Here is an 11843-nt window from a genome sequence, read left to right as displayed (position 1 = left end):
ATTCAATGAATATTTTTGATGAAGTTCTACATCGCCTGAGCAGTAAAACTCGTATGCGTGCTCTATTCAAAGATGTGCACGCTGAAGATCTGGAACGTGTTATTTCCAGACTGAATGATGTCCTGACTGAAAAGCAGGAAGTGCGCGCTAAAGAAGAAGAAAAGCGTCAGAAGAAACAGGAAAGCGTTGAAGCGATCAAGCAGATCATGGCTGATCGTGGCGTTTCCATGAACGATCTGGGTCTGGGTGATCTGGATCTTAGCGATGATGCGCCAAAGCGTCGTAAAAGAAACATTCAGAAGTACACCTTCGAATACCAGACTGAATCTGGTGAAAGCGTGAAGTGGGATGGTGCTACTACTGGCCGTCTGCCAAGCGACTTCCAGGCATATCTGGAACGTACTGGTAAGAAGCGTCTTGACTGCGCACTGGTTGAAATCGAAGGATAAGTTTCGATTTTACCATTTAAAAAAGGGGCTGTTAGCCTCTTTTTTTGTTGTATGAAAAACGTGTTTATTCTGTGGTAACTTCCGGTTGAATGACTCTTGCTGGTGGGAAGTGACAGGTAAACCGACTGCCTTTGCCTGGGTGGCTGCTGATGGTGATTCGCCCGTCATGCCTTAATAAAACATGCTTTACAATAGCAAGCCCCAACCCGGTGCCACCCGTTACATTACTGCGGCTTTTATCGACCCGGTAGAATCGTTCTGTCAGCCTTGGGATGTACAGTGGGTCAATACCAATACCATTGTCTTCTACTATCAAATGACCACCCTCTTCATTCTGATGCCACTTTACGGTCACTTTTCCACCGGCCGGAGTATAGCGAATAGCATTGTATATCAGGTTGGAGAACGCACTTCGAAGCTCCATGGTATCGCCAGATAAAAACGCGTCATCCTCGCACTTCAGTTTGACCTGATGTTGATTATCACCACTTAATGCACGTGCATCGTCGACTATCCCTTTTAATAAAGGTTTCAGTGATACCGACCGGTTTAGTCTTTCAGGTTCGGTTGCTTCAAGTCGGGAGAGCAGCAGTAAATCTTCAATCAGTCGTTGCATTCGGGTAGCTTGTTCCTGCATTTGCCCAAGGGCCCGATTAAATACAGGAGGGATGTTGGTGTTTTGATCGGCGCTGTCCATCATTGTTTCCAGATAACCGGATATGACGGTTAACGGCGTTCTTAACTCATGGGAAACATTGGCCACAAAGTCGGTGCGCATAATTTCGAGCTGATGTAGGCGGGTGACATCTCTTACCAAGAGCAGTCGATTGCCCTGACCATAAACGGTAATGGCGATTTGCAGCTGACGATTGGTGTGGGCAGGAGAGTCAATTTTGATCGGCTCTTTACCGCGACTGTTTTCCATATAAGCGGCAAACTTTGGATTTCTGACCAGGTTGGTCAAGGGTTGCCCCTGATCGTCAGGCATTTGCAATCCAAGGTGCTCTCCAGCGGCACGGTTCCACCATTCCAGCCCGCCATTTTTATCGGCCATAATAATGCCGTCATTCAAGGCTGCGGTAGACTCCTGAATGCGTTCAATAACATTAGTCAGGCGTTGTTTGGAGCGACTATGTTTTCGTTGTATACGATAAATGCCGTCAAAAATATCACCCCAGATACCCGAACTTTCTGGAGGGTCCAGTTCTTTATGTGACGCTTCGTTCAGCCAGTTGAGTAACCTGCTGAGTTGATAATGACTCCAGGCCAGGTAAAAAAGAACGGCAAGAAAAAGCCCGAGAAAAACCCGGTCGGCCAGCCATCCGGCAATCAATCCTACCGTTAGAACCGTAATCATACGGCCGGTAAACCAGGAGCGAATCGATGTTTTCACAGGTAATTCCGTTAACAGGCAGAAATATTAGCATCATGCCGCTTTGATAGAGAATCGGTAACCCGTTCCCCGGACTGTCTGAATGAAGTTTTCATAGTCACTGCCCAGCGCTTTTCTTAGACGGCGGATATGAACATCCACGGTTCTTTCTTCAACATACACATTGCCACCCCAGACTTGATCAAGCAACTGTCCTCGAGAGTATGCTCGCTCTTGATGTGTGAGAAAGAATTGCAGTAATCGGTATTCAGTTGGGCCCATTTCTGCAGGGTCTCCATCAATACTGACACGGTGACTGACTGGATCCAGTTCAAGACCTTTTACGACGATAGGCGTTTGTTCATCCATACCCTGAGTTCTGCGAAGTACGGCTTTTAGCCGGGCTGCCAGCTCACGGGGAGAAAACGGTTTGGTGATGTAATCATCCGCTCCGGTTTCAAGACCCTGAATTTTATGGTCCTCTTCGCCTTTCGCGGTCAGCATGATGATCGGAATTTCTGCCGTCATTTGATCTCGTTTCAGGCGTCGGGCAAGCTCAATGCCAGAGATGTCCGGCAGCATCCAGTCAAGCAGGATAAGGTCTGGCTTGTGATCGACCACCAGTGAGTGTGCCTGTTTCGCATCAGCCGCTTCAATGCAATGATAGCCTGCCATTTCCAGAGCCATAGCCACCATTTCACGGATGGGTGCTTCATCATCGACGATTAAAATTGTTTTACCGGACATGAAAATACCCCGAGGTTGAATCTGTTATTCAATACCACTAGGAGGCTGACCGAGAATAGCGCCCGTAGCGAGGATGGTAGAAAATTGAGGATAAAAAATCCGTTTTGTGAAGTGAATAGTGGTGCTATTTGCTGAACAAAACGGAATTATTAGACCAATTTACTGCCACCGCACGACTGCATGGATGCAGGAGCTAGAGCAACGCAGGAGCAGTTGCCGCGTAGGGCAACCTATTCTCGGACAGCCTCCTACTCAGGTATTACAACGGGTGAATGTTACAGAAAGATGACGGTAGCGGAAATACGGCAAGGTCATCGGGTGATGACCCTGATCTGAATTTAAAGAGATGTGAAGTTAAAGAGATGTGGCTATTCCCAAAAAAATAATAGCCCCAATCCAATGATTAGAAAGAAAAGCCTTGAAACAACGCATTCGCTCGCGGTTTCGTGTCTGTCGTTGCTGCCAGAAGAAACCGGCGGCAGCGGCAGTCAGGCTGATGTAAAACGGCCAGCTCAATTCCAGTTGTCGACCAACCATGATCAGCGCAATCAGAGCCGTGAGTTGGAAAAAACCAATGATGACATTATCCATTTCACCAAACAGGATTGCTGTGGATTTAATGCCTACTTTTATATCGTCGTCTCTATCTACCATGGCGTACTGTGTGTCATAAGCGACAGTCCACATCAGATTCGCGGTAAATAATAACCAGGCTTGCGTCGTAAGCTCTCCAGCTTCTGCAGTAAATGCCATGGGAATTGAACAGCCAAAAGCTATGCCCAGAACAACCTGGGGCAGATAGGTGTAACGTTTGGCGAATGGATATGCGGCAGCAAAAAGCAAGGCGACAAACGACAATGAAATAGTCAGTGAATTCGTTGTAAGCACTAAAAGGAATGCGAGCAGGAATAATACTGCCGCATAAATCAGCGCTTCTTTTGGTTGAATCCTGCCGGTGACTAAGGGGCGTTCACGAGTTCTTTTAACGTGTCCATCGACATTACGATCAGCATAATCGTTGATCACACAACCTGCGCTGCGGGTAAGAATAACCCCCGCTACGAAGACCAGTAAATTGTGAGTACTGGGAATCCCATCCGCAGCCAACCACAGTGCCCAGAGAGTTGGCCACATCAACAGGAAAACACCAATGGGCCGATCAATGCGCGCCAGCTGAACAAAGTCTTTCCAGCGTGGCAGGTGTTGATCAAGCAGTTCTGTAATTTTCTTATTGGAGCCTGTTATGAGCTGTAATAATTTCATCTGTATTTATCTGTATTCTTAGAATCAGAACGTAATCCAGTTCTGATAATAGGCTCAATCTTTCAGCCGATGAATAATATTTATGGCTGCCCTTCCATTCAGTTGACAGCTTAAATTCTGAGCAATGCTCCCGAACAAGCTCAGCACCAGTAAAGCCAAAGCAGGAGGCTACCATGTTTGATCAACCGTTACGCCCGCTTCGTCATCAACTGTTCAATCATGCTGTTTACCAGAAAATCCATAATATGGAAACGCTGGCAAAGTTTATGGAAGCTCATGTGTTTGCTGTGTGGGATTTTATGTCGTTGGCAAAAAGATTGCAGCTGGAATTCACCGCAATGCAGTTGCCCTGGACACCACAAGCGGACGCCCGTTCAGCCCGTTTTATCAACGAGATCATTCTGTATGAAGAAACGGATAAAGACCAGAACGGAATCCCCATGAGTCATCTGGAAATGTACCTTGCTGCCATGCGGGAAGTCTCTGCAGACACCAGCAAAATAGAGAGTGTGCTCTATGCCGTAAAGGTAGGTACTTCATGCAAATTGGCAATGCGGGCGGCGAATGTGCCGGAGTACGTGCAGGCCTTTGTAACGGATACCATGAACGTGGCACAACATGGATCGCTACCGGAGGTGGCCAGCTATTTTCTGTTTGGCCGGGAGGACGCCATTCCTGAAATGTTTACGGCGTTACTGGATCAATGGGATGTGGACGAAAAGGCCGTACCAGCCATGACCTATTATCTGAAACGACATATTGCCCTGGATGGTGATGAGCATGGCCCTGCCGCTGAAAGCCTGCTAAAGCAGTGTATTAATGGTGATGATCAAGCGGAGCAGGCCGCATTATCCAAAGCAAAGCAGGCGATTCAATCGCGCATCAAATTCTGGGACGGATTGGAGAAAGAGCTGAGTGTCCTTGCAACCGAAATTCAAGAAGAAGCTACTTAACAGGCAAAAACACTTCGCATACCAGAATGGGTTTTTCTCTCAAATAAAACAGAGACCGTCGGGCCCAGGCGGTTTCTTTATCAAATGTGAAATTTATTCGTTGATTGAACTGGCGGGCAGGCAAGGGCGCCACTTCGATTGGACCCCGGCGCAGATCAGGTTGGCTGAAAATGTATTCGCCGAGAGGTTTATCACCAAGGTTGAGCAGCTCGGCATTGTCTCCCATCAGGCTGGATTCCGGTAATACACTTCGAGCAAATACCACAGGTTTGCCTGAGCCAAACAGCAGCACTTCTCGAATGCTGGCGCGCTGGTCATCGCAGTGCAAAAAAGCTTTTTCTTCAGAGATCGGTTCCTGCCATTCATGGCAGAGCACCCGCACAAAAAATTCCTGATGATGTAACTGCTTCAGCCGCTGGGTAAGGGAGTGGTTATCCAGAATCATTTCCCGCAGAGTTTCGGGAATTCCTTCAGCCTGCAGGGCAGGTTGCCATTCTTTTATGTGTCTCAGGGGCATCAGCAGTACATCCTGCCTGAAGCTGGAAACCCAGCTTCAGGTTCTGTCAAAAAGCAGGAGGGGAGATTAATTAGGCAATGTTCCCTCAACACCCTCCACATACCAATTCATAGACAGAATATCACCATCATTGAGTTTTGTACCCTCAGAGACTTTGATCGAAGCATCCTGTGCTTTGATCGGACCTTCAAAAATGGCAAAGGTTCCATCGGCGATTTGTTGTTTCAGCGCTTCAACCTGGGCGACCACGTCTTCAGGAATGGCTTTGTTGTAAGGTGCCATCTCTACCATGCCGGCAGCAAAACCGCCCCATACATCTTCCGCCTTCCACTGCTTTTCCAGCACCGCTTTGGCCGTATCGGAGTAGAAACCACCCCAGTGAACCATGCTGCCAGTCAGGTGCGCATCAGGGCCGAAGCTGGACATATCAGTGTCATAACCGAAAGCATAAACGCCCTTATCCTGTGCAGCCTGAACCGGTGCCGGAGAGTCGGTGTGCTGGTTGATGATATCAGCACCCTGAGCGATCAGAGATTCAGCAGCTTCGCGCTCTTTGGCCGGGTCGTACCAGCTGTTGATCCACACAACCTTCACCGTCGCATCAGGATTAACACTGCGCAGACCAAGGGTAAAGGCATTGATACCCTGAACTACTTCGGGAATCGGGAAAGAACCGACATAACCAATGACATTAGATTCCGTCATGTGACCGGCGATCACACCCGTCAGGTAACGACCTTCATAAAAACGAGCAGAGTAAGTGCCCACGTTTTTGCCACGCTTGTAACCCGTCGCGTGTTGGAACTTAACGTCAGGGAACTGTTTGGCCACTTTCAGGGTTGGGTTCATGTAACCAAAAGAGGTGGTGAAGATCAGATCGTGACCCTGTTGCGCCAGTTTGCGGATAACACGCTCAGCATCGGCGCCTTCGGAAACACTTTCAACATAAGTGGTTTCAACGTTGTTGCCCAGCTTTTCTAACATCTCCAGACGACCTTCGTCGTGGCCAAAAGTCCAGCCAGCGTCGCTTACCGGGCCGACGTAAACGAAGCCAATTTTCAGTGGCTTTTCCACAGCGGCAGACAAGGTGGATAAAGCCACCAATCCAGCAGTTGCCACCGAGACGATGGCTTTTTTGATAAAGGATTTCATCAGTTCAGCTCCTTTTTTATTTATTGTGTTTATTCTTTTTTATCCCGCAGGATGATACGGCTTTCCCAGCGACATCGGAGCCAACATACGACTCCGCGACTGGTTACTGGACAACAACACCAGTACAACAATAGTGGCCAGATAAGGCAGTGTGGCCAACAGATTTGAAGAGATGGAGGCGCCCATTCCCTGCAAAACCAGATGCATAATGCTTGCCAGTCCGAACAGCCAGGCACCCAGCAATACTCGTTCTACTTTCCAGCTGGCAAACACCACCAAAGCCAGGCCAATCCAGCCACGGCCAGCAGTCATGCCTTCTGCCCATAAAGGGGTGTAGGCCAGAGAAAGATAAGCACCACCCATGCCCGCCATGGCGCCGCCAAATAACAGGGCTATCCATCGAGCCGGAATGACGGGCAAACCAACGGCAGTGGCTGAATAAGGGCTTTCGCCAATGGCTTTAATCATTAGGCCAGGTCGGCTGAATTTGAAGAACAACCAAAGTACTATGCAAATAATAAACGACAGGTAGACCAGCGCATCCTGACTAAACAGGACTTTCCCCAAAACAGGAATATCCGACAGTAGCGGAACAATAAAAGGCTGAAATCCACTCAGCCCCTGGCCAACATAATCGGTACCAATATAGGCGCTCAATCCTGCACCAAAAATGGTCAGTGCCAGCCCGGTGGCGACTTGATTAGCACGGAGTTGGATTGCCAATACGCCAAACAGGCAGGCCATGGCCATACCGGCCATAATCCCCATCATCACACCGAGCATCAAATTGCCTGTGGTCAATGCAGCAATAAAACCAACCACGGCACCCATGAGCATCATGCCTTCTTGCCCAAGATTCAGAACGCCACTTTTCTCGCAGACTAACTCCCCGAGGGCAACCAATAAAAGAGGGGTTCCGGTGCGGACCATGGCAAAGAGAATATTGGTCAACAGTTCAATATCCATTACTGGCTGACTCCTGTGCTGGTGTCTGGGAAGGCCATTGGTTTAACGGAAGGCTGTATGCGCAGGCGATAACTGATCAGGAAATCACAGGCCAGCAAATAAAACAGCAGCATGCCCTGAAACAGGCTGCCAAGAGCCAGTGGCAGGCCGAGGTCAATTTGCCCCATTTCTCCGCCCATATAGACAAGCGCCATCAAGAGGCTGGCCAGCAAAATACCAACAGGGTGAAGCCGGCCAAGAAAGGCAACAATAATGGCGGCATAACCGTATCCCGGTGAAACAGACGGCACGAGTTGTCCAATTGGCCCCGTCACTTCTGAAATACCTGCCAGGCCTGCCAGAGCGCCGCACAATAGAAGGCTGAAGTAAACCAGACGCCGTTGTTGGTAACCGGCAAAATGGCCAGCGCTTGCGTCTAATCCAATGACCTTAAGTTGAAAGCCAAGAAACGTTCTGGCCATGACGACCCAGAGCGTTGCTACCGCAAACAGCCCTAATATCAGGCCAAGGTGCAGCCGGGTGCCTTCCATAATAATGGGCAGTGTGACGGCATCAGTGAACAGTGCTGATTCCGGGAAATTAAAACCATGGGGATCTTTCAAAGGCCCGTGAACCGCTAACAGTAAAAGGTTCAAGGCAATGTAATTCAGCATGATGCTGGTGAGGATTTCATTGGTATTAAAATGATTTTTCAGTACGGCAGGAATCAGCGCCCACAGCAAACCACCAATGGCACCGCAAGCCAAAACGGCGGGCAGAACCCATGAACTGGATGAGTCCATCCAGCTGAGTGCGGCCCAGCTGCCGATTAAGGCGCCCATCAAAAGCTGACCTTCAGCGCCAATATTCCAGATGTTGGCTCGATAACAAACCGACAGCCCCATAGCGCATAACAAGACGGGTGCCGCCTTTACCCCAAGCTCAGACCAGCCATAACTGTCCGACACTGGCAGAATAAAAAACGTATATAAACCTGCCCAGGGATCTTGACCCTGAATCATAAAAATCAGTCCGCCGCTGATTAAGGTCAGGACAATGGCCAGCACTGGTGACAGATATTTCATCAGGTTGGAATCGTAAGGACGACGCTCAATGGCTATTCTCATGAGAGTTCGTACTCCTTAACCGGTGTTTCTGAATGAAGTTGTTCATCCTGAAATTCAGTGTCAAAAACACCGGCCATCCATTGACCTACTTCGTTGATAGAGGTGTGTTGCAGCGGTTTGATCGGAGACAGGTTGCCATGGCACAAGGCACCAATGCGGTCAGAAATCTGAAAGAGCTCATCAAGATCTTCGGAGATGACAATAATGGCAGCGCCTTTATCCCGAAGATCAATCAACGCTTCATGAATAATATTGGCCGCTCCAACATCCACACCCCAGGTGGGGCTGGCGCAGATCAGTAGCTCAGGGTTCTGAATAATTTCCCGACCAATAATGAACTTTTGAAGATTACCACCGGAAAGACTTTTGGCATCCGCGCCATGACCATTGGCTTTAACGCGGAACTGATCAATAACACGGTTCGCATACCCGTGAATTCGCCCCCGTTGCAGAAAACCGCGAGCTATCAGGTTTTGCAGAAACCCTGTCAGTAATCCGTTCTCAGATAACGACATATCCGGCACAGCACCACGACCAAGGCGCTCTTCCGGAACAACAGCAACGCCCAGTTTGCGTCGTTTACCCGGTGTCAGTTGCCCAATGTTCTTACCTTTGAGTTTGATGCTTTCAGCGGAAGAGGTGAGATCCTCGCCACTGAGGAAGCGCAGCAACTCTTTTTGCCCGTTACCGGCGACACCGGCAATACCAAGGATCTCCCCGGGTTGAATGGATAAATTGATTTCTTTTAACGTGGTGCCAAACTCACTGGAAGAAAGTTCTGTAAGGTCGCAAATCTCCAGACAGTGAGTTTTCTTCGTACCTGTGGAAAAACGGTAACGTTTGCCAAGCGTCGTTTGATTGCCAACCATCATACTGGCCATGGCTTCAGTGCTGGTGGTTCTTGGATCGCAGGTGCCGGCAATCTTACCTTGGCGTAACACCGTTGCCTGATCGCAGAGCGCTTTCACTTCCTGAAGCTTATGGCTGATAAATAGAAGGCTGCAGCCTTCTGTCGCAAGCTTTTTGAGAGTTTTGAACAGGTTGCTGACCTCTTGTGGGGTCAGAACTGAGGTGGGCTCATCAAGAATCAGCAGGCTAATGTCCTGAACCAGACAACGAATAATCTCAACCCGCTGTCGTTCGCCGGTGGATAGGCTATGAACGTGACGATGAGGATCCACGGGCATGCCGTAATGAGATGAAATGGTTTCTATGCGCTTGGCAAGATTCTTGAGATTACCTGCCTGCTGTTTATCCAGAGAGAGTGCAATGTTTTCAACGACGGTCAGGGTTTCGAACAGTGAGAAATGCTGGAAGACCATACCGATCCCCAGTCGTCTGGCTTGGGCTGGGGATTTTAAGGCGATAGGTTGATCATCGAACCAAATATTGCCTGCATCCGGAGCCGTTACGCCATAGAGTATTTTCATCAGGGTGCTTTTGCCGGCGCCGTTTTCACCTAGCAGGGCGTGTATTTCTCCCGGGCGAATGGCAAGGCTTATCTGATCATTGGCGACAACACCGGGGTACGCCTTGGTAATGTTCTGGCAACGAATACGAAAAGAATCAGGTGACACTGTATTGCTTTTAATCGTATTTTCAGAAGAACGGCGTTGTGTCTCTGTAGGCTGTGAAGCTCCGGGAGCAGCTGCGTGGCTTGCAGGCATCGTGATCTCTGATGTAATTATTATTGCTGACGAATCCGTTCATCACTGTAGCAACCTGAAAGAGAGTCAGGCTGGAATCCAGCATTTTGCCAGAAGATCGCTATGTTTACTATTTTGTGACAATGGAGTTCAGAATGAAAAAATGGCGATGCTTGGTTTGTGGATTTATCTATGATGAATCCAGCGGTTGGCCGGAGGATGGGATTCCTGCCGGCACACCATGGGAAGCAGTGCCTGAAGACTGGCTGTGTCCGGATTGTGGTGTTGGTAAAAGCGATTTTGAAATGATTGAAATAACCGACTGAATGACAAATACACGGCTTTTTCATGAAAAACCGGGAAACTGTGGGCTTGAGCTATTGCCCTACGGGCATCGGTGTTTTAGTCTGTTGCTGTCTGTGAGCCAATAGTCTGCAGGAAGAGCCAAGTAGTCCTTGCTCAGAAAAGGGGAACTCCCTTGCCCTAAGGGAAAAAACAAGAAAAACAAAAATGGAGTGTAATTACCATGCGTAAACCTGACCTGGTCAACGTGATTGCTGACGAAGCGGATATCAGCAAAGAAAAGGCCACTCTGGCACTGAACGCTATTCTTGATGCCATTACCGGCGCAGCTAAAAACGGCGATGCTGTAAGCCTTGTTGGCTTTGGTACTTTTGAGCAGCGCAGCCGTGCTGCCCGAACCGGCAAAAACCCGCAAACCGGTGAAACCATCCAGATTAAAGCCAGCAAAACCGTTGCCTTCAAACCAGGCAAGGCGCTGAAAGATGCTGTGAATGCCTGATTATTCAGTGGCAAAGCAGTAGAGCCTTGAGTCGCGGTGTTATTCCTCGAAAATTTCTCTTCAGAAAACATTTTCCCACTGTTTTGCTCTGAAAAGAGCAGAATGGAAGGGGAGTGTTTTCCTGCTTATTTCCTTAAGTAAATCGATGGCAGGAGAATCCTGTGAAGTTCCGAATGTTGTTATGGATTCTTGGTCAGATGATGAAGCGCGCCAGCAAAAAAAGCGCCGCTTTTCAGAAAGCCCTGAAAGATCAGAACCTGACTTTTCAATTGAGCAGTAAAGACGGTGTTGCCCGACACTTTGTTGTTAAAGATGAAAAGGTCTATTCGAAATCCGGCACGACCTCAGAACCAACCTTTGAACTGTCCTTTTCCTCTGCCAAAAAAGGCTTTGAAATTCTGACTGCAAAGAAATCTCAGGTTGCCTTTATGAAAGGTGTGCAGGATAAAGACATTGTTGCTTCTGGAGACCTCAGTAAGATCATGTGGTTCCAATCCATGACCGCGGCAATGAAACGTTAACAAATCCTAATAACCTATTGTTGGGTAAAGAGATTGCCTGTCTGTCATCTGGTTATGAAATCATCGTATTTTATTGGTTGACAGCCTGAAGGCTGATCTCTATTATGCGCCGCATCGCTGAGATGTTGGACGGCGGTGGCAAGGCCCAGGTGGCGGAATTGGTAGACGCGCTAGCTTCAGGTGCTAGTGTCCGAAAGGGCGTGGAAGTTCGAGTCTTCTCCTGGGCACCAAATCAATGATTACCTTGCACATTGTCCAAAACATAACGCTTTGCCCAGGTGGCGGAATTGGTAGACGCGCTAGCTTCAGGTGCTAGTGTCCGAAAGGGCGTGGAAGTTCGAGTCTTCTC

The 11843-nt window shown here is 48.6% G+C and carries 13 protein-coding genes and 1 tRNA gene; 6 read left to right on the top strand and 8 right to left on the bottom strand.

Annotated features, from left to right (window positions below; translation table 11 throughout):
* The first annotated feature begins 5 nt into the window (after positions 1 to 5).
* Entirely contained in the window at positions 6 to 449 is a 444-nt protein-coding gene (locus tag Q1B11_RS16635) for an H-NS family nucleoid-associated regulatory protein (RefSeq protein WP_299734470.1), read from the top strand.
* 64 nt (positions 450 to 513) lie between these two features.
* Here the strand turns inward: Q1B11_RS16635 and phoR are convergent, their stop codons facing one another.
* The 3 genes from phoR to ubiA form a co-directional block, all read right to left on the bottom strand.
* Positions 514 to 1842 (bottom strand): phosphate regulon sensor histidine kinase PhoR, encoded by a 1329-nt coding sequence (gene phoR, locus Q1B11_RS16630; RefSeq protein ID WP_299734468.1) that lies wholly within the window; start codon positions 1840 to 1842, stop codon positions 514 to 516.
* Between the two features lie 33 nt (positions 1843 to 1875).
* The gene (gene phoB, locus Q1B11_RS16625) at positions 1876 to 2568 is read right to left on the bottom strand and encodes a phosphate regulon transcriptional regulator PhoB (RefSeq protein WP_067517363.1); all 693 of its coding nucleotides are present in this window, start codon (positions 2566 to 2568) and stop codon (positions 1876 to 1878) included.
* Positions 2569 to 2922: 354 nt separating this feature from the next.
* Positions 2923 to 3831, bottom strand: a complete 909-nt coding sequence (ubiA, locus tag Q1B11_RS16620; protein ID WP_299734464.1) for a 4-hydroxybenzoate octaprenyltransferase — start codon at positions 3829 to 3831, stop codon at positions 2923 to 2925.
* 173 nt (positions 3832 to 4004) lie between these two features.
* Here ubiA and Q1B11_RS16615 point away from each other — a divergent pair, with 173 nt between their 5' ends.
* Complete coding sequence (locus tag Q1B11_RS16615) at positions 4005 to 4784, top strand: DUF3050 domain-containing protein (RefSeq protein WP_299734462.1); 780 nt, start codon at positions 4005 to 4007, stop codon at positions 4782 to 4784.
* On the opposite strand, the gene Q1B11_RS16610 is transcribed toward Q1B11_RS16615, so the two are convergent.
* The 5 genes from Q1B11_RS16610 to Q1B11_RS16590 all read right to left on the bottom strand — a co-directional run bounded on the left by Q1B11_RS16610 (position 4777) and on the right by Q1B11_RS16590 (position 10192).
* Entirely contained in the window at positions 4777 to 5301 is a 525-nt protein-coding gene (locus Q1B11_RS16610) for a chorismate lyase (RefSeq protein ID WP_299734460.1), read from the bottom strand. The two genes, Q1B11_RS16615 and Q1B11_RS16610, sit on opposite strands and share 8 nt — an antisense overlap.
* Before the next feature lie 66 nt (positions 5302 to 5367).
* Positions 5368 to 6453 (bottom strand): BMP family ABC transporter substrate-binding protein, encoded by a 1086-nt coding sequence (locus tag Q1B11_RS16605; protein WP_299734459.1) that lies wholly within the window; start codon positions 6451 to 6453, stop codon positions 5368 to 5370.
* Positions 6454 to 6492: 39 nt separating this feature from the next.
* Positions 6493 to 7419, bottom strand: a complete 927-nt coding sequence (locus Q1B11_RS16600) for an ABC transporter permease (protein WP_299734457.1) — start codon at positions 7417 to 7419, stop codon at positions 6493 to 6495.
* Positions 7419 to 8525, bottom strand: a complete 1107-nt coding sequence (locus tag Q1B11_RS16595) for an ABC transporter permease (RefSeq protein WP_299734455.1) — start codon at positions 8523 to 8525, stop codon at positions 7419 to 7421. The genes Q1B11_RS16600 and Q1B11_RS16595 overlap by 1 nt, the downstream gene beginning before the upstream one ends.
* Positions 8522 to 10192, bottom strand: coding sequence for an ABC transporter ATP-binding protein (locus tag Q1B11_RS16590; RefSeq protein ID WP_299734453.1), 1671 nt, complete (start codon positions 10190 to 10192; stop codon positions 8522 to 8524). Before Q1B11_RS16590 ends, Q1B11_RS16595 begins: the two co-directional genes overlap by 4 nt.
* Positions 10193 to 10326: 134 nt before the next feature.
* On the opposite strand from Q1B11_RS16590, the gene Q1B11_RS16585 reads away from it, so the two are divergent.
* From Q1B11_RS16585 to Q1B11_RS16570, 4 genes are all read left to right on the top strand, one after another.
* Positions 10327 to 10497: a rubredoxin gene (locus Q1B11_RS16585; protein ID WP_067518393.1), complete on the top strand. Its 171-nt coding sequence runs from the start codon at positions 10327 to 10329 to the stop codon at positions 10495 to 10497.
* 200 nt (positions 10498 to 10697) lie between these two features.
* A complete protein-coding gene (locus Q1B11_RS16580; RefSeq protein ID WP_299734451.1) occupies positions 10698 to 10973 on the top strand; it encodes an HU family DNA-binding protein in 276 nt (91 codons plus the stop codon).
* A 161-nt stretch (positions 10974 to 11134) separates the two neighbouring features.
* Positions 11135 to 11494, top strand: coding sequence for a helicase (locus tag Q1B11_RS16575; RefSeq protein ID WP_299734449.1), 360 nt, complete (start codon positions 11135 to 11137; stop codon positions 11492 to 11494).
* Positions 11495 to 11637: 143 nt separating this feature from the next.
* A tRNA-Leu gene (locus Q1B11_RS16570) sits at positions 11638 to 11724 on the top strand.
* Positions 11725 to 11843 lie beyond the last annotated feature (119 nt).

The sequence above is a fragment of the uncultured Endozoicomonas sp. genome (genome assembly GCF_947495845.1).
GTDB lineage: Bacteria > Pseudomonadota > Gammaproteobacteria > Pseudomonadales > Endozoicomonadaceae > Endozoicomonas.
This window is presented reverse-complemented; position numbering and strand designations above follow the sequence as displayed.

What these genes read in the sequence shown, in the direction of transcription:
- Q1B11_RS16635 (WP_299734470.1), top strand. Translation starts at nt 6, where the DNA reads ATGAATATTTTTGATGAAGTTCTACATCGCCTGAGCAGTAAAACTCGT.
- phoB (WP_067517363.1), bottom strand. Translation starts at nt 2,568, where the DNA reads ATGTCCGGTAAAACAATTTTAATCGTCGATGATGAAGCACCCATCCGT.
- ubiA (WP_299734464.1), bottom strand. Translation starts at nt 3,831, where the DNA reads ATGAAATTATTACAGCTCATAACAGGCTCCAATAAGAAAATTACAGAA.
- Q1B11_RS16615 (WP_299734462.1), top strand. Translation starts at nt 4,005, where the DNA reads ATGTTTGATCAACCGTTACGCCCGCTTCGTCATCAACTGTTCAATCAT.
- Q1B11_RS16610 (WP_299734460.1), bottom strand. Translation starts at nt 5,301, where the DNA reads ATGCCCCTGAGACACATAAAAGAATGGCAACCTGCCCTGCAGGCTGAA.
- Q1B11_RS16605 (WP_299734459.1), bottom strand. Translation starts at nt 6,453, where the DNA reads ATGAAATCCTTTATCAAAAAAGCCATCGTCTCGGTGGCAACTGCTGGA.
- Q1B11_RS16600 (WP_299734457.1), bottom strand. Translation starts at nt 7,419, where the DNA reads ATGGATATTGAACTGTTGACCAATATTCTCTTTGCCATGGTCCGCACC.
- Q1B11_RS16595 (WP_299734455.1), bottom strand. Translation starts at nt 8,525, where the DNA reads ATGAGAATAGCCATTGAGCGTCGTCCTTACGATTCCAACCTGATGAAA.
- Q1B11_RS16590 (WP_299734453.1), bottom strand. Translation starts at nt 10,192, where the DNA reads ATGCCTGCAAGCCACGCAGCTGCTCCCGGAGCTTCACAGCCTACAGAG.
- Q1B11_RS16585 (WP_067518393.1), top strand. Translation starts at nt 10,327, where the DNA reads ATGAAAAAATGGCGATGCTTGGTTTGTGGATTTATCTATGATGAATCC.
- Q1B11_RS16580 (WP_299734451.1), top strand. Translation starts at nt 10,698, where the DNA reads ATGCGTAAACCTGACCTGGTCAACGTGATTGCTGACGAAGCGGATATC.